Below are 20,777 nucleotides of genomic sequence, written 5' to 3'. Positions count from 1 at the left end.
CTCCTAGGCACTCCTGGCACATCCGGGAGCACTTTACCTAGGATGATGGGCAGGTCTCGCACTGGAATACAGGTGGCAGTGTATTGGGGATTTGCGACCGCCGTCCCGACCCCCGTCATGCCTATCTCGCCAATACAACAAGCACTGATGGCGCCTGCGGATCGGGCGTGTTAGTGCGGAGGATGTCGATCGTCGGAACATCCATTCGCTCTGCTGGAACATGACATTCGGCGAGCGAAGCTTTGAACATCCGGCCAGTCCTTTTGTTGTCTCTATGGTGAGCGCTAGCCCAATGCCCATCACGATGCCGCACTTGCCTGGCGGTCGTCTTGGCGTTGAGGATCTGGCCGGCGTCGAAGGAGCCGAGAGAACGCTATACGCGGATTTCGCCCGTCAGGGCGCTGACCCTGACCTCGCAGAACTCAGCGCCGCGGAAGTGCATGGAAAAGGCCTCGATTCCGCCGGCGGCGGTACCAGCCCGCCGGTGATCACGTTCGGATGCATGGAGACACCGAATGTCCACGCCAACTGGTACTTTCTCGCAAGCTTGGACTGAAGTTGGACACCATGTCGACATCGTTCTTCCTGTCAAGCCGGACGATCCTTCCATTCAAGAAGGAGCGAATGCCCTTCTGACCAATCCTACTCGCTCAAAACGCGGGCAACGCCACCGGCCGTGCTGCCCCGTCTGGACGCGTGGCCTAGTTCGATTTGCAGACAGTTATCTTTTTGCCGCGGGCGATCTCCGCGGTGTCGCATCCATCCGGAACCCGCGAGGGCCAACGTTACGTTTCAGGAGCGGAGGAGATTCCCGATGAAGAAAGATGGCGAGGTTTCAAGCGAGGGGTTGAGCTCGATTTGGCTCGAAAGATTTCGAGCGAAGCACAGCGTGGACAGCGGCGTTCGCGCGCTGGCCGCGTACCGGTTGCCAGCTCTATCGTCGGGACTGCCCCCACTGAATCCATGACGAAGCCGGCGGCGAGGCTCGATAACCCCAGGCTGCCTACCTCGGTATCGAATCGTCTTGGGACCGTCCGATCAGCATGTAAAGCCATGGAAACGATGAGGACGCTTTGGACCGAAATTCTCGCTGGCGCTCATGGAACCAATTGCCGCGATGTACATTTCTTCCGCGCAATTTTGTGAGGGGACGTTGAGTAATCATTTTCAAATCAAGAGCATGGAAACCACCGGAGTTCGGCAAGTCCTGCGGGTGGAAGAATTTGCCAACCGATACGATTTGGACGAGCGGCAAAGACGAGACCTTCGATCGTTGTTCGGCCCATTCGCGACGCTTCAGGAGTTGCTTACAAACTGTCACTTCCCCGCGAAGTGTCGTTAATAGGGTAGCTGGCAGTGGATTGTATCGTCAATTCCATTGTCCGTGCCGATCTTCATCAGCATAATTTAGACGAGAGCCTTAATGAGCAAACGCACGCTGTTCCAATTTTTTCATTGGTACTCGGCCGGGGACGGTAGTCTCTGGAAGGAGCTTGGTGAAAAGGCCTCCTATCTCGCAGGAATTGGAATCACCGACGCCTGGTTGCCGCCTGCGTATAAGGGGGCGTCTGGGCCTGACTCTGTCGGATACGACACCTATGATCTGTTCGATCTCGGGGAGTTCGAACAAAAAGGGAGCAGGGCAACAAAATACGGAGACCGGGCCGCCCTTGAAGCAGGTTGCAAGGCTCTTCTCGAGCACGGGATCCGGCCGATCCATGACGTCGTGATGAACCATAAGATGGGGGCGGACGAAAAGGAAAGCGTTATTGTTCGTCGCGTCGACCCACTCGACCGTACGAATATCGAGGAGGAGTCAATTAGCGCGCTTGCCCACACGCGTTTTACCTTCCCTGGCAGAGACGGAAAATACTCCCGGTTCGTCTGGGACAAGCAGTGCTTCAGCGGCGTGGATTTGATTGAGAAACCTCATGAAACCGGCGTATTTCGGCTAGTGAATGAGTATGGCGAGGGGCAGTGGAACGACGAGGTCGACGATGAACTCGGCAACTTCGACTACTTGATGGGAGCCGACGTCGAGTTTCGTAACAGGGCGGTCTACGAGGAGCTGAAATATTGGGGGCGGTGGTTTTCCGAGCAGGTTCCAGTCGCGGGTTTCCGTTTGGATGCGGCGAAACATATTCCCGCTTGGTTTTTCAAGGATTGGGTCGGTCACATGCGCGACACTATTGGCGCCGACCTATTCGTTGTTGCGGAGTATTGGCACCCCGATATAACCACGCTCTCCAACTATCTGGAGCGGGTCGACAAGCAGCTGCTGCTGTTTGACGTCGCGCTTCACCACCGTTTCCATGACGCCTCCAAGGCGGGCGCGGACTTTGACATGCGGACTATCTTCGATGGGTCGCTCGTATCGTCCATCCCCGACCACGCCGTTACCCTCGTGGACAATCACGACACGCAGCCCCTGCAGTCACTAGAGGCAACCGTCGAGCCTTGGTTCAAGCCCCTCGCCTACGCCTTGATCCTTCTGCGCGAGCAAGGCACGCCGTGTGTCTTTTATCCTGATTTGTATGGTGCGGCATACAGTGACGTCACCGAAGATGGTCGCGAACAGATGGTGGAAATGCCCGTCATTGGCTGCTTGGCCAGGCTATTAGAGGCACGTCAGCGGTTCGCCAACGGCTCGCAGATTGATAAATTCGATAGCCCACATGTGATTGGCTTTCTTCGGCGGGGAACCGAAACAGAGCCGGGTTGCGTTGTTGTCATGTCCAACGGCGATGCAGGGGAGATCTCCATGGACCTAGGCCCGAACCTATCGAAATCCGTCTTCGTGGATTTCTTGGGTCACCTATCGGGTGAGGTGACGACCGACGACCAAGGTCTCGCGATTTTCCCGACGAATGCAGGTAGTGTCAGCGTCTGGGTTCAGAAAGATTTTGTTTGAGCGGCGCCGCAAAATGGCTTGGGGAACAGCTGCTTTGGTTGGCGATCAATGGGAGTACGACATATCTCGGCATCCAGGAGGCGCCGCTGCTACATCAGCGGATACCTCGATATCTCTCTCTTCCGGACCTGCACGCGGTGACGTTAATCTCGATCCGCGACCTTTTGGAACAAATCGTCTCCAAAGACATTTCGTCGCCAACTGAGGGAGGCAGAAGATGAAAGACGAATTATTCGAGCGTGAACGTGCCCTTCGGGGAAAACCCTATAGCCTGGAAGAGTTTCGGTCAAAATACGTCCTGGATCGCAAGGTCGCGGAAGACCTATTCAGACGTTTTGGACCATCATCCGTGGAGCTCGATCTTTTGATGGAGGCAAAGCGCCGGAAGCCGTCATTCCAAGCCATCGCCTCCGATATCCAGCTGTGAGGCAATAGGGGACACCAAGTCTCCACCAGTCTTGCGCAAGACCGGGGAGCACGCCACCGAGCTTCAGGGCCATTCCGACACGTCCCACGATGATCTCTTCGAGAACAGGGCAATGCCAAGGGAAAAGAGACCATGCAAATGTGCTCTAGAATTTGCTAGAAGTGCCGAAGTTTTCGACACTTCTATGATAGCGCTGTTCGGGCTAAACATTTGACGGGATCGCGGGGCGAGCGTAGCCAGCGCAGGCATTCACGTGCGCCTCGACCGACCCGCCTGTGCCTTTCAGAGGAACTGAAATCGCGATTGGTTGTTTTCCGATCAAACAGAGAGAAACATGGCGGGCCAATGAAATCTTTTGCCGATCGCTGGTATTATTCTGACAAGTCCCGGCGGCAACCTGTCGATCGCGATGCTCTCGAACAATGGCGCGAAGATACCTCCCGTGCTTCCGATCCCGTGCCAGCAACCTTTGGTCGCGCTGTGGAACGCGGACCTATTGGCCGTGCCCGCGGAGACGGTTCTCGCATGTCACATCGGGTCTCCGAAGTCGCGATGGGTGACGTGGCGGCTGGGACGGCTGAAGATAAGTCAGTCCGCCAGGGCGTTGACGATATAGTCCGCGAACGGCCGCTCGCCCCACCTGGCACCTTCGCGCCCGCGGCCTGGATCTTAGGAGCCACCCCATAGAGCTCGCGGCAACAATCCAGGCGGTGTGGCGATACCCTGTCAGTTCGCTGCGGGGGGAACGGGTTGACACCTTGGCGCTCGCATCCGACGGCGTTCGGGGCGATCGCGATTATCTTCTCGTCGACCTCGTTTCGGGAGAGATAGCCGCGCCGGAAAAAATCGCCCGTTGGCGTCCCGCGTTGGAGCTTGATGCCCGCGTGACGAGCAGGGGAGTCCTGATCTCCTCGAAAGATTGGGCCATGACGATTGATGATGCCGAGTTAGACAGCGCTTTGGCAGATCAGTTCGGTTTCCGGTGTGCGATCCGGCGCGCTGGGAGTAGCCTTCTTACAAACGTGGGCGAAATCAAATTGTCTCCTCGCTACCTGGCAAGCCCTGTTCATTTGCTGTCATTGAGATCCCTTTCGGAGCTATCTGAACTCCTGCCCGAGGCGATCGTAGACGTTCGCAGGTTCCGCCCGAACATCGTCGTGGACACTCGTGCGGACGAGAACGACTGGGTTGGCCGCCAGATCGCAATGGGCGCCTGCCGTGGCACCGTCACCGAAAAAACCAAACGCTGTGGAATGACAATGATCGCGCAGACTAACCTGTGCGAGGATCCCGAAATCCTGCGAACGATTGTCCAGAGGCGTCAGCGTTGTTTCGGTGTGTATGCAGATATCGATTCCGAGGGCGTGATTTCCGTTGGAGACACGATTTCCTTCGATGAGCGTTAGGCCGAGTGGACGAGGAGTTCTGAGTTTGCCACGGCATCGATAATCGTCGCTGAAACCTTGCTCCCCATTTCGTGAGCGCTGGTAATACCTTGAATGAACGGCATTTTGTGCAGCAGGAACGGGACCGAGACACAGTAGAGGTTGTTCGACAGCCCAGCTTCCAAGCGGGGTCGGAAACTGTCGTCAATCTCAATTCCACCTGTCCGACGGGTTTCGTCGTTCGCGCTTGCTCCGGCCGTGTGGGTCTCTGCCTTTTTGATCGCGCCGGGTTGACGAAGGCTCGGAAACGGGAGGTCGGAAGCGGAAAGAGCGTGCTGTCCGGTGGCATCGATGAAGGCGTCGTAACTGATGTCATTTCCATCAACAACCACGACAGCGCCGGGTTTTTCACGATCCTGCCGAATGTCGTAGTCGTCGCCTAACGCCTTCACTGACAGCTTGCCTGCCTGATGCAGGGCAAGGAGCCGTTCGACGGATTCGTGCGGAACCGTCGCGTAATCGTCCACAAACACCGTCTTGAAATGCTTGTGGAAGCGCTTCAGATCTCGATCATTCAGACGAGGGATGGCAAGCGCGATCACCTCATGCATGTTGAGGATAGCGTACCGCCACTGAACGGTCTTCCGCTCCTCTTTGTTTTTCTTCGCTTCAGACAGATTCTGCGCTGCCCAGACGAAAGGGTCCGCAGCCTGTCGCGGTCGAAAATAGCGGTCGGCAATATCTTCCACGGAGGCCAAGGCCAATCCAATACTGGCAGCGTAGTTGGGATCGGCCGCTGCAAGCTCTCGCCGAAACAACTCGAAGACCTCATCGAGGAGACGCTCCCGCTTTTGCTCCATCAGCAGTCGTATGGCAATTTCAGTGCAAAACCTGAGAGGCTCGTATGGGATCGGACAATAGAAGTCCGCCTCTGGCAACAAACCCTTGCGAGACATCATGGTGATATGGAACCCTGTGCTCATGGGATCTGGTTCGTATCGCAAGGTTCCGGAGTCGTCCCGAAGGAATATGCCATGGGCGGTGGCGACGGAGACCACGGCGTCTATACCGCTAAGCGACGTACCCAATACACCGACCTTTACAGCACCAATCCTCTTGATCGCGGCAGCGGGCCATGGCGACACAAAATACCCAGGCGACGTTTCCGTGTTCTCGGGCCAATCGTGACCTGTGGCCATGACGACGTGGTCGAAAGAAATCGTTGCATCCCGCCCGCCGTGTCTTTTGAATACGAGCGATATGTCATTCGTGCCGAGTTTGATATCGAGAATACGGTGGCTGGTTTTCACATCGATGGAGTGGCCACCCGAGAGCCCCCGGTTCACCAGTGCCCAAAACTGCGCGGCCAGGAACTCGCCGAGAACGATCCGAGGGTAAAACTCGCGTTCGCCGATCCCCGACCTCTCGATGCCGAGCTCTTGAAGCTCGGGATCACCGCGCGACGACAGCCACTCAACGAGGGTCTGCTCAATGCGAGGAATCTCAATGCTGGCGATATTTGCCAGCATCGCGCGGTCGTTGACCGCCGGATGATACGGCGTGCCTTTACCCGGATCGGGTGTTTCCTCAAAAATCGTGATCGACAAAGGGGTGGCGCTGGAGATCAACCCAGCGAGCGTGTAGATCCCGGTGGGTCCAGACCCGATGATGGCAACTCTTGGCATGTGGGTGGACGGTCTCGAATGAAGGGGGCCGGAGAAGTCAATCAAGGAGCCGCTCGAAAACGGCTCCTGAAACAATTAGTTGGCTGAAGACCACTGACTGCGGACATCCTCAGCGTTCTTCGTCAGATGGACGTGCTCGTCGACATGATCGACCCAATCCAGGGGAATGAGGTGATGGCGGCCATCACCAGAGTCGGACTTCGTTAGCTTGATGCGCGACGTGCCATCCATATGGTCTACCGTACCGACATGAGCACCATCCGCGCCTATGACTTCCATATGCTCGCGAACTTGTTCTGCAGAGATCATGATGCTTCTCCTTGATATGATTGCAAGGTGTGAACGTCTACTGCTTCGCTTGGTTCCCAGAGCAAAGGAGCCACGGTGACATGTCGGGCTCTCGACTGCCATTGCGCCGGCCGTGGATAGAAACTGGAAATATCGCAATGTTTCGATCCCTGCTGGTCGAGTTGGCACGCTAGCGGCCCCAAAAGTTCAATGTCCGCAATACAATCCTGTTGCCTCGGAATTCCCGAAGCGCGTCAATGATAAAGCATCGACGGGGATGGGGCCTGCGAAAACCATCTCGGTATGAATTTGTCTTGCAAAGCTCAGGGCTCGCCCAAACCGAGTGCTGATTGAACTTCAGCTAGTTACCGGCTTTCATCAGTCTGAATAGATGGAGGACCAGGGGATCCGGCCTGGCGATCTGTGTATTTCTTCATTCGACGATCATGTTGTCGATGCACCGTATGACGACCGACCTGAAGTGAGAGGTAGCGGTCCGCTCAAGATACTCTAGCGATCATCTCAGGACCTATCATCGCAACGCGTTGTCATCCCGTGGTCAGATGGGTTCAGGCGAAACCGGATCATCGGCGCTCGCCTCTCGCTGCTGAAACCTTTCCTCCCCAACGCACGACTTCATGTCCGGACGACGAAACCAGATCGCGCGACCGCATCGTAATGGTGCTTTGCCGGCTGTGAACACAATCTGCTCGTCCGCGCGCATCCGCAGGACTTCGTGCGGCTGGATCAACTGCCTGGAGGCGAGCTGTTTCGAGCGTGTTCGTGACGACCCGCGCGATTGGAAACTGCGGCTGACCTGGTCAATCTCGACCGTTGTCGTACCACACCTACGCGATATGTATTCCGCGGTTTCGGGATCGTTGATCGCGGCGAAGGATATCCAGCTGGCGCTCTCGAACCACTTGCTGGACGCGTCCCGACCGCCGTAGGTTTCCCGCAACTGGCCGATCGACTGATAGATCATCGTCAGCGTGATCCCGTACTTTCGACCGGCATCGCGCGCCGTCTCCAGCACCCGCATGTAACCGAGCCTTGCGACCTCATCGAGCAGAAACAATGCACGGCCTTTGATCGCTCCATCCCGATTGTAGATCGCGTTGAGGAAGGAGCCGATGATGACGCGCGCGAGGCCGGAATGCGTTTCCAACGTCTTGAGGTCGATATTGATGAAGACGTCGGTCTCGCCATCGGCCAGCGCCTCGGTGTAGAAGCTCGAGCCCGACACCAGCGCGCCGTAGTTCGCATAGCTCAGCCAATGCGTCTCCTTGATCGCATTGGCGTAAACGCCGGAGAATGTCTCCGGCGTCATGTTGACGAATGCGGCGACATTCTCCTTGACGAAAGCCGACGCTGAATTGTCGTAGATCTCCTGCAGGCGTGCGCGAAGCTTTGGCTCTGGCTCCGACAGATTGGTACGAACCTGCCGCAAAGTTTGGTGCTTCGCGTCCGTATGGCCGGATAGACAAACGTCTGATATCATCGCGGTCAGTAGCTGTAGTCCGGATGAGCGGAAGAAGTCGTCGCGGACGCCAGTCGCGCGGCCGCTGTCGCTCATGATCCACGATGCGACGGCCGCGATATCCTCTTCCTTGGTGCTGCCGTGCCGACCGATCCAATCGAGCGCGTTGAAGCCAGAACCAGCGTTCTTCGGGTCGAGTACGATGACGCGCCGGCCCGCCTTGCGCCGGTGCTCCATGACCATCGGCGCCACCTCGCTGGATGGGTCGAGCACGACAAGCGAGCCGCCCCATTTGAGCGCCGTTGGCACTGTGACAGACGTCGTCTTGAAACCTCCCGAACCGGCGAAGACGATCCCATGCGATGAGCCGAACGAGCCGTCAAAACACAAGAGCGGCGCGGAGCCACCCTTGCCCCAGGTCGTCGGTTCGCTAGCTCGAAACGATGTCGCCGCTGGATCGTCTCGGTCGACACGATAACGCTCGCCGATGACGATGCCCCCCGCTTCCGCGAAAAGCTTCTCCGCCTCCTGCATCGTCATCCAGTCCGCCTCGCCGTGCAGCGCGCGCTTGCCCCGGATTCGTCGCGGCTCACTTCGCGAAAAGGCCGCATTGCCCATCCTGGCGACGCGCAGGGCGAAGAACGTGACAAGCAGTGCCGCGCCCGCTCCTGCTATGGTCGAAGGATCGGCATAGGACAGAAGCGTCTTTCCCGCGGGGACCTGGCCGGCGAATGCCAGCAGGCGCGATCCCTCCCTGATCGCCGCGACGACGATCACGCCGAGGCCGCCCGTGGCGACACTCCAACCGGCCGTCTTGACATTGATCAATCCCCTGGTTCCGAAGAGGAACAGGAGGCCGCAGGCGCCAGCGAGCGCATAGGGCAATGCCAGTCCGATCCGCCCGAGCATTAGCTTTGCCTGGTCCGTTGTTCCGAACGCGGCGAGCCAGCGTTCGCTGCCGAGAAGGAACAGCACAATTGCCGGCATTGCCACGGCTGGAATGGCGGCGACGAGGATCCGCTTAGGCGTCATCGGCAAATGCCTTCGCGCCGAGTTCACTCAGGCGGGTTCGTTCCGCCTCGTCCGCTTTGATCCGCGCGCCTGCATCGATCAGAAGCCCGAGCAGCAGCGCCCGTTTCTCGTACCGCAAGCCCGCCTTGACGATCAGGCCGCCCAGCTCGATCTTTTCCCGCGCGTCCTTCTTGCGGGCTTCGCTCGCTGTCATCTTATGCATTCGTTCAAGTCTCCGCAGATTGGCCCGAAACCTCGCCAACGCCGTTCGGCGGCGTGGTCGCAGGCTTGCCTCCCTGGGCGAGTTTCGTCTCTCCGCGAAACCGGCCGGCGACCTCTTCAAAAGCCGACAGAAGATCAGCCTCTTCTACCTCGACCTCTCCGATCCCCGCACGTAGCGCGATCCGACCGACGCGCTCGGCGTCGCGTGTTTCGGCCTGCTTGAGTTGCTCCTGCAGGCGAGCAATCTCTTCCCGGATTTTGGCGGTTGGCTTCTTCATGGGCGCCGGTTCCTCGTGGCTTTCAGTCCGATGAAACTGAAGCTTGCCCCGAATTTTCCCTCGCTGGAAAGGTGCAATGTTGCACCTCGCCAAAGCGCCAGCTTTCGGCGAATGATCCCGCCGTTCCGAAGGAGCGGATCCAAGGGCGCAATTATACGTCGCTGACGCGACGCCTTGCTTTCAGCCCCTGGCGGGGCCCTCCGCTCCCGACGAACAGTCTGATCGTGTTCGATCTTAGGAGCTCGTTATCGTCGTGGCGGTCCCGCATTTCTCAGTCAGCATCGTTGCCCGCGGCTCCGGCCGCAGCGCCGTGCTGTCGGCGGCCTACCGACATTGCGCCAAGATGGAATTCGAGCGGGAAGCCAGGACGATCGACTATTCCCGCAAGCAAGGGCTGCTGCATGAGGAGTTCGTCGTTCCCGATGACGCGCCGCAATGGCTGCGGGAGATGATCGCCGATCGTTCGGTCTCAGGTGCCTCGGAGACCTTCTGGAACAAGGTCGAGGCCTTCGAGAAGCGCGGCGATGCGCAGCTTGCCAAGGATGTGACCATCGCCCTGCCGATGGAACTCAACGCCAATCAGAACATCGCCCTCGTCCGCGACTTCGTCGAACGGCATATTACCGCCAGGGGCATGGTCGCCGACTGGGTGTTTCACGATGCTCCCGGCAATCCGCACATCCATCTCATGACCACTTTGCGGCCGCTGACCGAGGACGGGTTCGGCGCCAAGAAGGTCGCGGTCTTGGGAGCTGAGGGCGATCCTCTCCGTAACGATGCCGGCAAGATCGTCTATGAGCTTTGGGCCGGTGGCGCCGACGACTTCAACGCCTTTCGCGATGGATGGTTCGCGCTCCAGAACCAGCATTTGGCGCTCGCCGGTCTCGATATCCGCATCGATGGGCGCTCCTTCGAAAGGCAAGGGATCGAGCTGACACCGACCATCCATCTCGGCGTCGGGACCAAGGCGATCGAGAGGAAAGCTGAGGGAGCGGAGGAGAAGGTCGCGCTCGAGCGGTTGGAACTGCAGGAAGAACGCCGCGCGGAGAACGCCCGGCGGATCCAGCGCGATCCGGAGATCGTGCTCGACCTCATCACCCGCGAGAAAAGCGTCTTCGAGGAACGCGATGTCGCGAAGATCCTCTATCGCTATATCGACGATGCGGCCGTCTTCCAGAACCTGATGGCGCGGATCCTGCGGAGCCCACGGACGCTCCGGCTTGAACGTGAGCATATGGATCTTGTCACCGGCGTCAGGGCAGCGGCGAAGTACACGACACGGGAGCTGATCCGCGTTGAATCCCAGATGGTCAATCAGTCGATCTGGCTGTCGCGGCGATCCTCTCACGCCGTCAAGCCAGCGGTCCTTAACGGTGTCTTTTCCCGGCATGACCGCCTATCGGATGAGCAGAAGACGGCAATCGAACATGTCACTGGTCCCGAGCGGATCGCCGCCGTGATCGGCCGCGCCGGCGCCGGCAAGACGACGATGATGAAGGCGGCGCGCGAAGCCTGGGAGGCTGCCGGATATCGGGTGGTCGGCGGGGCGCTTGCGGGTAAGGCGGCCGAAGGTTTGGAGAAGGAAGCGGGCATTGCCTCCCGTACGCTTTCGGCTTGGGAGCTGCGATGGGATCAGCAGCGAGACCGGCTTGATGACAAGACCATCTTCGTCCTCGACGAGGCCGGCATGGTCTCCTCCCGACAGATGGCGCGCTTCGTCGAAGCGGTGACGACATCAGGTGCGAAGCTCGTCCTGGTCGGCGATCCCGAGCAGCTTCAGCCGATTGAAGCCGGGGCCGCCTTCCGCGCCATTGCCGATCGGATCGGCTATGCCGAACTGGGCACGATCTACCGTCAGCGCGAACAATGGATGCGCGATGCCTCGCTCGATCTGGCGCGCGGAAACGTCTCGGCCGCGCTCGACGCCTATGCGCGGCGCGACAGGGTGCGGACCGGTTGGTCCAGGGACGATGCGATCTCCTCCTTGATCGCTGACTGGGACCGCGAACACGATCCGGCCAAGGCGACCCTGATCCTCGCCCATCGCCGCGTCGATGTGCGGCTGTTGAACGAGATGGCTCGCGGCAAGCTGGTCGAGCGAGGCGTGATCGAGGCCGGTCATGCGTTCAGGACGCAAGACGGCACGAGGCACTTCGCGGCAGGCGATCAGATTGTCTTCCTGAAGAATGAAGGATCGCTGGGCGTCAAGAACGGCATGTTGGCGCGTGTGGTCGAGGCCCGGCCAGGACAGATCGTGGCTGAGATCGGCATTGGCGGAGACCGGCGCCAGGTCGTGGTGGAGCAGCGTTTCTACACCAATGTCGATCATGGCTACGCCACCACCGTCCACAAGAGCCAGGGCGCCACCGTCGATCGCGTCAAGGTGCTGGCGTCGAGCACGCTGGACCGACATCTCTCCTATGTCGCCATGACCCGCCACCGCGAGACGGCCGAACTCTATGTCGGCCTGGAAGACTTCGCGCAACGGCGCGGCGGCGTGCTGATCGGTCATGGCATGGCGCCTTACGATCACAAGCCGGGCAACCGGGACAGCTACTATGTGACGCTCGGCCATGCCGATGACCAGGAGCGCACCATCTGGGGTGTCGATCTCGCGCGGGCGATGAATGAAGCGAAAGCCGAGATCGGTGATCGCATTGGCCTCAAGCACGTCGGATCCCAGCGCGTCACGCTTCCAAATGGCAAGGAGGTCGACCGGAATTCCTGGAAGGTCGTGCCGATCGAGGAGCTGGCGATGGCAAGCCTCCATGAACGGCTCTCGCGGGCCGGATCGAAGGAAACAACGCTCGATTATCAGGACGGTTCGCACTATCGCGCGGCGCTGCGATTTGCCGAGGCACGTGGCCTCCATCTCATGAATGTCGCCCGCACGATCGCGCACGACCGGCTGCAATGGACCGTCCGTCAATCGTCGAGGCTCGCCGAGCTTGGCGCACGCCTTGCCGCCGCGACAGTGGAGCTTGGCCTTGGCGGAGCCAAGTCGAGAGCATCGACGTCGTCCGCAATCAAGGAGGTAGAACCCATGGTCTCAGGTACGACGACCTTCCCCAGATCGATCGCTCAGGCGGTCGAAGACAGGCTCTCGGCCGACCCCGTCCTGAAGGACAGCTGGTCGGCGGTATCTGCTCGCTTCCATTACGTCTTTGCGGATCCTCGGGCCGCTTTCAAGGCGGTCAATGTCGATGCCATGCTGACGAACGGGACATTGGCGGCAACGACGCTTATGCGGATTGCCGAACGGCCGGAAAGCTTTGGCGTGCTGAAGGGCAAGACCGGCCTGTTTGCCGGCAGCACCGAGAAGCAGGCGCGCGATACAGCACTCGTCAACGCGCCAGCCCTTGCCCGCGATCTGCGGGGCTTCATCGCGCAACGGGCAGACGTTGCCAGCCGCTATGAGGAGGAGGAGCGCGCGGTGCGCACCAAGCTCTCGCTCGATATCCCTGCCCTCTCCGCGTCCGCAAGGCAAGTGCTCGAGCGCGTGCGCGACGCCATCGATCGAAACGATATACCCGCCGGTCTTGAATTTGCCCTCGCGGACAGACAAGTGAAGGCCGAACTCGAGGGGTTTGCCAAGTCGGTGTCGGAGCGCTTCGGAGAACGAACCTTCCTGCCACTCGCGGCAACGACGGCGGACGGGAAGGCGTTCGAGGCGGCGTCGGCGGGAATGCAGCCGGCCCAGAAGAATGAACTACGTTCCGCCTGGGACACGATCCGTACCGTCCAGCAACTGGCCGCGCATGAACGCACAGCGGTGGCGCTCAAGCAGGCGGAAACCATGCGCCAAACCCAGACGAAAGGGTTGTCGCTGAAATGATGTCTCACCTGACCCCTGCCTCGGCAGCCGGACGCCAAAGGCGCCCGGCCATCGCTCTCCTCGCGGTTTCATGCAGCCTTACGCTCGCAGTAACTATCGGCGGCGTCATTGGTGGCCTTCGGATCAATACCACGCCCAGCGAGCCGCTCGGCCTTTGGCGTGTCGCACCCCTCGATCGCCCGGTTCAGGTCGGCGACATGGTATTCGTCTGCCCCCCAGAGACCGACACCATCTTGGAAGGATTCGAGCGAGGCTACCTTCGCTCGGGCCTGTGCCCGGGCGGCTTTGGCCCTTTGATCAAAACGGTGACTGCACTAGGCGGGCAGCGCATCGAGATCGCGGGCGCCGTCACGATCGATGGACGGCCGATTGCCAACTCGAACCTTGTGTCTCGTGACGGCCAAGGGCGACTGTTGCATCCATATGAGGGCGGGACGGTTCCGTCCGGTTTCGTCTTTCTGCATTCGCCATTCCCAGGGTCCTGGGATTCGCGGTATTTCGGCCCGGTTCCAGCCTCCGGTGTCCTCGGGCTCGCAAAGGAGGTGCTTACCTATGCGCCCTGATTGGCTCCAACAACTTGCCCTCGTTCTGGCGTCTGCCGCGATCGGTTGTATAGCTTGGAGCGGACATCTGTTGGCGCTTCCCGCAGCTGTAGCATTTCCGGCGTTGTGGTCGATGGCACGCAGTCGCTGCGCTGCAGGCGTCCTATCGGCAGCCTATTTTCTGGCAGCCTCGCGCGGCTTGCCGCAAGGTGTGGCTGCCTTCTATCAATCGGATATCTGGCCAGGGTTGATCTTGTGGCTTGTCGCATCGATCGGCTTCGTCTTCGTGCACGCGGCGCTGTGGTCACGCCAATCCGGCTGCAAAAGAGCCTTGCGATATGCGATCGCGATGGTGCTCATGGCCATACCGCCCTTCGGGATTGTCGGATGGGCTCAACCGATCACCTCGGCAGGCATTCTTTTTCCAGGATGGGGTTGGGCTGGGCTTGCGGCAGTCACAGCCGGTCTTGCGTTCATGACGACGCGATATAGACCGGCTGCAGCCGTGACCCTCGTAGGTTTCTGGCTCTGGTCCGCCGCATCTTGGACCGCTCCCGACATACGGTGGAGCTGGCAAGGCGTCGACCTGCAGCTCGGAAATAGTCTCGGTCGCGATACCAGTCTTGCTCGGCATAGTGACCTGGTTGCAACGTTGCGCTTAATGCGTCGGCCGGACGTCGCCACCATGCTCTTGCCTGAAAGCGCTCTCGGGTTCTGGACGCCGTCGGTCGAAAACCTTTGGCAGCAGCAGCTTACCGGCACAGATCTGAACCTTATCGCCGGCGCGGCCGTCGTCGATGCTGAAGGATATGACAACGTGCTTGTTCGCGTGTCGGCCACCGAAAGCGAGATCCTTTATCGGGAACGCATGCCCGTGCCGGGCTCGATGTGGCAACCTTGGTTGCCAGTGATCGGAAGACCCGGCGGAGCAAGGGCACACTTTTTTGCAAATCCCGTCGTGTCCGTCAGCGGCAAGCGCGTCGCTCCGCTCATCTGCTATGAGCAGTTGATTATTTGGCCCGTCTTACAGTCCATGCTTCATGACCCGGATCTCGTCATAGCCGTTGGAAACGACTGGTGGACGAAAGGAACCTCCATCACTGCCATTCAGCGCGCCAGCACAGAAGCCTGGGCACGGCTGTTCGATAAACCTCTCGTCATGTCCTTCAACATCTGATCCTGGAGCCCAAATCATGGACCCGGCCTTTATCAAGGAGTGCGCCGATCCAACGCTCAAGCCAGCTATCGTTGAGCAGTTCGTGTCTGCGGTCGGCTCCGGCGACCCACTCGCCGTCACCGTCAAATCGGGTGGCCGCCTCATCCTTATTCCCAAGCCCAAAACCCCCGACGAGGCGATGGGTATAGTCCGGCAGTATGTCGGCCAGGCGGTGGTCCGTGTCGGCGTGACGCAGCTTCCGGCCGGTGTGGGCGTGAAAGATAGCTCCGAGATCGCGTCCGATCTGGTCGAGCCTTGTGAGAATCTCCGAAAGGGATCTGCGATGTTCGCCAAGATCCTTCGGATCGTAAGAAAATGGTATGGCAACCCCACGAGCGCAGAGGTCTTTCCGCAAATTTTCGACGATGCGGTCTACGCCTGGAACACAGGTCAGTTCGAGGGCCAAGGCGTGTTTCAAGGCGAGGATCCGGGGGGCGCAGTTCCCGAGGTGGACAGCAAGGCGAAGGGCGTGGAGGAAGAGCCTGCCGAGCCCGCGCCGGCAGTAAGTGAGTCCGAACCGCCAAACACAAGCGATATCGATGGGGCAAGTATCAGGATCGATCTGTCGAGGATTGGCGGTCAGAGATAGCGAGCGTTTCCAATGGATGACCGTTAAGGCGACGCCGGGAAAGTCAGTGCTGACGCTTCTCCCGGCGGAAGGAAGAACCTCTTGATGCAGGCATCATTGCGAACAGCGATCTGCGTATGGGTACGCTCGTGAAAGCGAGCGCTATAGTAGATTTCATTACCTTCGGGGAATAGCCCTCGAACCGTGTCAAATGCCGGAAGGGTGGCTTCCTTGGCGATCTCGTGGACATAGTTGATAACGGCGCAATCCAGCTTCCGCACCAGTTTGTCGGAATTCCTGTCGCCTCTGGCATCGGGATTCACAGGCATTTTTCCGCCAGTCGCCTCGATCTGGCTCCTCAGCATACGATAGCTGGTCTGGATGAGAGGGACGTACTTGCGAGTAATGAGGTCGAGGCAATTGCCAAGATCGATAATTGCCCCGATCACGAAAGGCTCTTCGTAGGCGCCAGATTCAGCTTTTTGCGTCGCCCATTCAAGCGCCCGCTCAGGATCGTTTTCCCGAAAATAGATGCCGAATCCGAGCCAGTCATAAGCCTTTTCACTCGGGAGAACGGGTGATGCGCCAGTTAGCGCAGCAATACCGACAGCCTTGTCGCAGCCGTGGTAGCCCAGCGTATGCTGGATAATTGAAACTCAAGCGGCGGCCGCTTCCTCAGCGTCGTCGTCGCGCGCGTACTCCGGAGCGAGCTTGCCATCGGCAGACACAATGCCGGCGTCCATCAGATGACGGCGCGCGTCATCTGGAGAGTTGGCGGCGTCTTCCGCCCGCTTTTCCATGAGCGCTATGAGCGCCTCCAGCTGGATGTCTGTCATCGTTAAGGCCCTCCTGAGCTAGTTTCCTAAACTTTATTGCAGGGACTCCGGCGAAAGCGCAAACGCCAACCAGGCGCTGCGCCGTATTAAGTTTCCTTTCGCTAAGTCGCTGCAAACGTTCATTTCAGCGAGACTTTGATGAAGCGGGAGGCTTCGGTTCGCAAGACTTGCAGTGATGACGCCGAAATTCGGTGCTCGACCTCCTCTCAGAAATGCTCGCCTTGCTAGAAATGTGGATATATGTTTCAATTTATTCTCGCGCGATGCAGGCGGTCAACACGGGGATATTACCTTGGCTCATTGGCTTGACACCTTACTCGATATTACCGCCATAGCACGCGATCAGAACACGCTAAAATCCGCGCTTTCCGATCTAGCAGAACGCTTCCAATTCTCCGGATATGCCTATATCGATCTTCGTTTCGGTCATACCCTCGCGATATCCAATTACCATCCCGATTGGCAACACCACTATTTCCATAACAATTTTAAGCTACTTGACCCCGTTATTCAGCGGGCAAAGAAGCTTCGACGCGCTTTCTCATGGTCAGCAGAAACAGATACGGCATCGATGTCCAAGCGGCAGAAGGAGTTCTTCGCCAATGCCGCGGACTTTAACATCCGATCGGGAATTACCGTTCCAGTTGCTCTGCCAAACCGCGGGACAGCCATGCTGACCTTGGCTTCTAGTAAGCCGCGGCCGGCCATCGATGGAGAGATCGATGCAGTGATGGCGGCTTCCACTGTCGCGCAGGTCCATGCTCGCATTCAGGCGCTGCAAGTGACACCATCGGTCGAGGAGCCCTTTCATCTCACTCCGAAGGAGGTGATTTTCGCACGTTGGCTTGAACTCGGCAAAACAGTGCAAGACGTAGCCGACGTCGAAAACCTAAAATACAACACCGTCCGAAAGACATTGGAGGAGTTGAGAGCCCGATACGACCTTTGCAATAACACGCAGCTGGTGGCTTTGGCCATCAGACGTGGATTGATGTGATTTGTCTGACATTGCCGACGACGTAGTATCGGTCGCGGAACGCAACGGCCATCCCGATAGTGCCGTGTTGCAGATGGGCTTCGGCATTTCGAAAGCAGGCGCGCACTTACCTTGACCTATCGGCCACCCGATATGATGCCGATCGGGCTGACTCGCTAGATGCGATCGCGGTATGGCTATGAATTATCACCTTCCAAATTGGCCAACGTGGTCAGCGGCTGCTGGATAGCTTGAACTTCGAGTTTGAGCATCTTTCTGACCGTCGCTGGAGGATCGCCGAAACGTTCTCGAAATCTGCGGATGAAGTGCGAGGAATTCTCGAAACCTGTCATCAGGGCAATTTCCGCTAAGCTCACGGCGGTGGTACGAACGAGCCGATTGGCACTATCGAGGCGCATCGTTAGATAAGCCGCGGAGGGAGAAACCCCCAATCTTGCTCTGAATGTGCGTTCAAGCTGCCGTCGGGACAAACCGACATGCGTGGCAATGTCCTCGATCTCAAGCAGATCCTCCACATGCTGCTCCATGATCAAGAGCGCCAGTTCGACCCGCTTGTCATCGGCGGCCTGTCCAAGCGGGTTGCGAGTTTGCATCTCCCTGGCATCTCGACGTCTGCTGATCTGAAGTATCTCCAATGCATTTCTTTCCGCATATTCACCAATATGCCTGTTCAACAGGAACGCGGCGAGATCTGCCGCGCTGCTTCCCCCCGCGCAGGTAATTATGTCTCCGTCCTCCACGAACAGTTCGTGTGATGAGACCGAGATTTCAGGGAACCTGTCGCGAAATTCCTTGTGATGCAGCCAGCTGACACATGCCCGCTTGCCCTTCAACAAACCCGCCGAAGCCAGAACAAAGCTACCGGTGCACAGGCCAATAATAGGCACGTTGTCTTCGGATGCCTTTTTTAGATATCGAAGGGTTTCAGGATCCAACACCTCTTCTTCGTTGAGACGGCCTCCCACGACCACCAGATAGGTGAAATCATTAGCTGGCTTCAAAAGCGACGTTGGAACGACCTGAACGCCAGAGCTTGAGGCAATGAAATGGCTCGTCGAACTCATCACGGACCAATCACATGCAATCCGCCCGGAATTGTCTCCTTGGTCACTTCCGAGACGTAAAGTGTCAACGAAAAGGGAAAAGGCATTCAACGTAAAGTTTCTAGCCAGCAAAAAGCCGATCTTAAGTTTGACCGGCGGCTTGCTACTCGTTCTACTTTGCGAGGTTTGATGGCGGATCATGGCGCTCCCAAGATAGCACGCATATTCTTGATTTTAACGTGGGAAGCACTTTCAAGCTACTTTGCAACGAGAGACTGTCACCCGCCACGCGTAAGAGTCCGCTCATCTGCTCGCTTGTCAGATTAAGCCATTTGAAGTGCAACGCGATTTCTTTGGAAATGTCGAATAGTATCGACGGCCGAGAGAGACTAGCCGATGGTCGCAATCTCCTGCTCGAACTCGCGCATCCCGGCATAGCCTTCCTGGGCGGGTATACGACCCGTGCCGATCATTCTTTCCGTACATACTTTGAAGAGCTTCAGATATGCGTTGCCTTTCTCGCCAAGTATGCCTCGGGAATTGTGCAGTTTCCCAGACAGGATCTCGGCAGACACATGTTCTGCGATCATCATATGCGCGGCATCCGCCACGGACCATCCCCGCTTGATGACTAAAACCGCTGCTAGACTGTCTTGAGCAATCAGTGTTGCAAAAATTTCCTCGGCGGCATCATCGAAAGCCCTCTCATTGGGCCTCCCATTTCCTCGATACCGGACACGAAATTTCTCGATTTCGGCCCAAAGAAGTTGAACCTCAGGTGAAAACGAAGCGTGCTTCTTCCGCTTAAAGAAACCAAACATGTCACCTCCCGAATTCCCCTAGAAGCGAACGTCCCAATCACCCCCAAGACCTAAGCTGATTCACGTGTGCCGTCTACTCGCACGCCAATCGCCATTGGCACGGGAGCCCGTCGCGAGAGTGCAAGGAGCAGTGCCGCCCGGACGTTGCGCGACCGACGGCTTGCAAGGTCGATATCGCGCGTGACTACACCCATTCGATAACAAGCTAGGTCGCGTCCCCATTAAAGGGTTTCGCTTTAGTCAGGATGATGATTCAATGTCCTTGGAAGGAGATTGATATGCGCCGTCATGAACTTAGCGATGAAGAGTGGGCGATTATCGCACCACTTTTGCCGAATAAGAGCCGTGGTGTCGAACGTGTTGATGACCGCCGGGTGATCAATGGCATTTTGTGGCGTTTCAGAACTGGCTGCTCTTGGCGGGATATCCCTGAGCGCTACGGCCCTCGTACTACACTTTACAATCGGTTCTCGCGCTGGCGTAAAGCCGGCGTTTGGGACCGACTTCTTGAAGCGGTATCAAGGCGTTACGACGGCGATATAGTTATGATCGACTCGTCGTGTGTGCGCGTTCACCAGCATGGTGCCAACGCAAAAAAGGGGGCTCTACCGATCCTTGCATGGGACGTTCGCGCGGCGGCCTGACGACCAAAATCCATGCCATGGTCGATGCGGATGGCCGACCGTTACGAATGGAGCTGACAGCAGGCCAGGCAGCGGATGCTCCGGTCGCTGAGAGGCTGATATCTGACATCGAACCAGGCACGACGCTACTTGCAGATAAAGCGTATGACACGGATGCGATCCGAGCGTTTGTGAAAGGCCGCAAGGCTTGGGCTAACATCCCAACAAAGATAAATCGGAAGCAGAGCTTCAGCTTCAGTCGCTGGGTCTATAGGCAGCGAAACCAAGTGGAGAGGTTCTTCAATCGTATCAAACACATGCGGGGCCTGGCCACGCGCTACGACCGTCGCCCTGACAATTACCTTGCTGCACTGAAACTCGTTGCGACACGAATTTGGATCAATTCAGTTTGCGAGTCCACGTCCTAATCCTCGGAACAAACCTCGGTGAAGGCATGGCCAACCGCCTCCCGATAAGTGGCGCTTGGCTATCTCCAGTTAGAACGCTTCGGTCGGCTCAATGATTGGCCGGTATGGAGCTTTCGTCGCAAGCGGATGACGCTGGCCCGGTCACGTTCAACAGTCGGCGCCGGATCAAGGACCGAGCCGC

Annotated in this window: 19 protein-coding genes; 10 read left to right on the top strand and 9 right to left on the bottom strand. The window is 58.2% G+C overall.

The window, feature by feature from the left end:
* Nucleotides 1–292 precede the first annotated feature (292 nt).
* From ACVTFQ_RS28845 to ACVTFQ_RS28830, 4 genes are all read left to right on the top strand, one after another.
* On the top strand, nucleotides 293–556 hold the full coding sequence (locus ACVTFQ_RS28845) for a hypothetical protein (RefSeq protein WP_413397583.1): 264 nt from the start codon (nucleotides 293–295) through the stop codon (nucleotides 554–556).
* Between the two features lie 867 nt (nucleotides 557–1,423).
* The gene (amyA, locus tag ACVTFQ_RS28840; RefSeq protein WP_112437018.1) at nucleotides 1,424–2,911 is read left to right on the top strand and encodes an alpha-amylase; all 1,488 of its coding nucleotides are present in this window, start codon (nucleotides 1,424–1,426) and stop codon (nucleotides 2,909–2,911) included.
* A 217-nt stretch (nucleotides 2,912–3,128) separates the two neighbouring features.
* A complete protein-coding gene (locus tag ACVTFQ_RS28835) occupies nucleotides 3,129–3,338 on the top strand; it encodes a hypothetical protein (protein WP_111564239.1) in 210 nt (69 codons plus the stop codon).
* Between the two features lie 662 nt (nucleotides 3,339–4,000).
* Nucleotides 4,001–4,744 (top strand): MOSC domain-containing protein, encoded by a 744-nt coding sequence (locus ACVTFQ_RS28830; protein ID WP_470424626.1) that lies wholly within the window; start codon nucleotides 4,001–4,003, stop codon nucleotides 4,742–4,744.
* Here ACVTFQ_RS28830 and ACVTFQ_RS28825 read toward each other — a convergent pair.
* The 5 genes from ACVTFQ_RS28825 to traC all read right to left on the bottom strand — a co-directional run bounded on the left by ACVTFQ_RS28825 (nucleotide 4,741) and on the right by traC (nucleotide 9,687).
* Nucleotides 4,741–6,408: an FAD/NAD(P)-binding protein gene (locus ACVTFQ_RS28825; protein ID WP_470424366.1), complete on the bottom strand. Its 1,668-nt coding sequence runs from the start codon at nucleotides 6,406–6,408 to the stop codon at nucleotides 4,741–4,743. The genes ACVTFQ_RS28830 and ACVTFQ_RS28825 overlap by 4 nt on opposite strands.
* Nucleotides 6,409–6,483: 75 nt before the next feature.
* Nucleotides 6,484–6,717, bottom strand: a complete 234-nt coding sequence (locus ACVTFQ_RS28820; protein ID WP_111564242.1) for a DUF2171 domain-containing protein — start codon at nucleotides 6,715–6,717, stop codon at nucleotides 6,484–6,486.
* A gap of 538 nt (nucleotides 6,718–7,255) precedes the next feature.
* The gene (gene traG / locus ACVTFQ_RS28815) at nucleotides 7,256–9,208 is read right to left on the bottom strand and encodes a Ti-type conjugative transfer system protein TraG (protein WP_470424365.1); all 1,953 of its coding nucleotides are present in this window, start codon (nucleotides 9,206–9,208) and stop codon (nucleotides 7,256–7,258) included.
* On the bottom strand, nucleotides 9,198–9,410 hold the full coding sequence (gene traD / locus ACVTFQ_RS28810) for a type IV conjugative transfer system coupling protein TraD (RefSeq protein ID WP_470424364.1): 213 nt from the start codon (nucleotides 9,408–9,410) through the stop codon (nucleotides 9,198–9,200). Before traD ends, traG begins: the two co-directional genes overlap by 11 nt.
* A gap of 4 nt (nucleotides 9,411–9,414) precedes the next feature.
* A complete protein-coding gene (gene traC, locus ACVTFQ_RS28805; RefSeq protein WP_111564245.1) occupies nucleotides 9,415–9,687 on the bottom strand; it encodes a conjugal transfer protein TraC in 273 nt (90 codons plus the stop codon).
* 253 nt (nucleotides 9,688–9,940) lie between these two features.
* Between traC and traA the strand changes: the two genes are divergently transcribed.
* The 4 genes from traA to ACVTFQ_RS28785 are packed head-to-tail and all read left to right on the top strand — an operon-like array spanning nucleotide 9,941 to nucleotide 15,869.
* Nucleotides 9,941–13,522, top strand: coding sequence for a Ti-type conjugative transfer relaxase TraA (traA, locus tag ACVTFQ_RS28800; RefSeq protein WP_470424363.1), 3,582 nt, complete (start codon nucleotides 9,941–9,943; stop codon nucleotides 13,520–13,522).
* The gene (gene traF / locus ACVTFQ_RS28795) at nucleotides 13,519–14,085 is read left to right on the top strand and encodes a conjugative transfer signal peptidase TraF (RefSeq protein WP_470424362.1); all 567 of its coding nucleotides are present in this window, start codon (nucleotides 13,519–13,521) and stop codon (nucleotides 14,083–14,085) included. Before traA ends, traF begins: the two co-directional genes overlap by 4 nt.
* Nucleotides 14,075–15,241, top strand: a complete 1,167-nt coding sequence (locus ACVTFQ_RS28790; RefSeq protein ID WP_470424361.1) for a conjugal transfer protein TraB — start codon at nucleotides 14,075–14,077, stop codon at nucleotides 15,239–15,241. Before traF ends, ACVTFQ_RS28790 begins: the two co-directional genes overlap by 11 nt.
* 13 nt (nucleotides 15,242–15,254) lie before the next feature.
* A complete protein-coding gene (locus tag ACVTFQ_RS28785) occupies nucleotides 15,255–15,869 on the top strand; it encodes a TraH family protein (RefSeq protein ID WP_111564339.1) in 615 nt (204 codons plus the stop codon).
* A 23-nt stretch (nucleotides 15,870–15,892) separates the two neighbouring features.
* Here the strand turns inward: ACVTFQ_RS28785 and ACVTFQ_RS28780 are convergent, their stop codons facing one another.
* Nucleotides 15,893–16,297, bottom strand: coding sequence for a hypothetical protein (locus ACVTFQ_RS28780; RefSeq protein ID WP_470424360.1), 405 nt, complete (start codon nucleotides 16,295–16,297; stop codon nucleotides 15,893–15,895).
* A gap of 207 nt (nucleotides 16,298–16,504) precedes the next feature.
* Entirely contained in the window at nucleotides 16,505–16,684 is a 180-nt protein-coding gene (locus tag ACVTFQ_RS28775) for a hypothetical protein (RefSeq protein ID WP_470424359.1), read from the bottom strand.
* 292 nt (nucleotides 16,685–16,976) lie between these two features.
* Between ACVTFQ_RS28775 and traR the strand changes: the two genes are divergently transcribed.
* Entirely contained in the window at nucleotides 16,977–17,681 is a 705-nt protein-coding gene (traR, locus tag ACVTFQ_RS28770; protein WP_112435696.1) for an autoinducer-binding transcriptional regulator TraR, read from the top strand.
* 176 nt (nucleotides 17,682–17,857) lie between these two features.
* Here traR and ACVTFQ_RS28765 read toward each other — a convergent pair whose 3' ends face one another.
* Nucleotides 17,858–18,925 carry a GlxA family transcriptional regulator gene (locus ACVTFQ_RS28765; protein WP_111564251.1) on the bottom strand — a complete coding sequence of 356 codons (1,068 nt, stop codon included), beginning with the start codon at nucleotides 18,923–18,925 and terminating at the stop codon, nucleotides 17,858–17,860.
* A 188-nt stretch (nucleotides 18,926–19,113) separates the two neighbouring features.
* Entirely contained in the window at nucleotides 19,114–19,545 is a 432-nt protein-coding gene (locus ACVTFQ_RS28760) for a hypothetical protein (RefSeq protein ID WP_111564252.1), read from the bottom strand.
* A gap of 272 nt (nucleotides 19,546–19,817) precedes the next feature.
* On the opposite strand from ACVTFQ_RS28760, the gene ACVTFQ_RS28755 reads away from it, so the two are divergent.
* Nucleotides 19,818–20,596 (top strand): IS5 family transposase gene (locus tag ACVTFQ_RS28755; protein WP_283193918.1). Its coding sequence is split into 2 segments (ribosomal slippage): nucleotides 19,818–20,144 and nucleotides 20,147–20,596, totalling 777 coding nucleotides; the frame shifts between segments, so codons are not numbered across the junction.
* Nucleotides 20,597–20,777 lie beyond the last annotated feature (181 nt).

Source organism: Rhizobium sp. O111, assembly GCF_055616315.1.
Note: the sequence above shows the minus strand (reverse complement) of the source record. Positions and strands in the feature narration are given on the sequence as shown.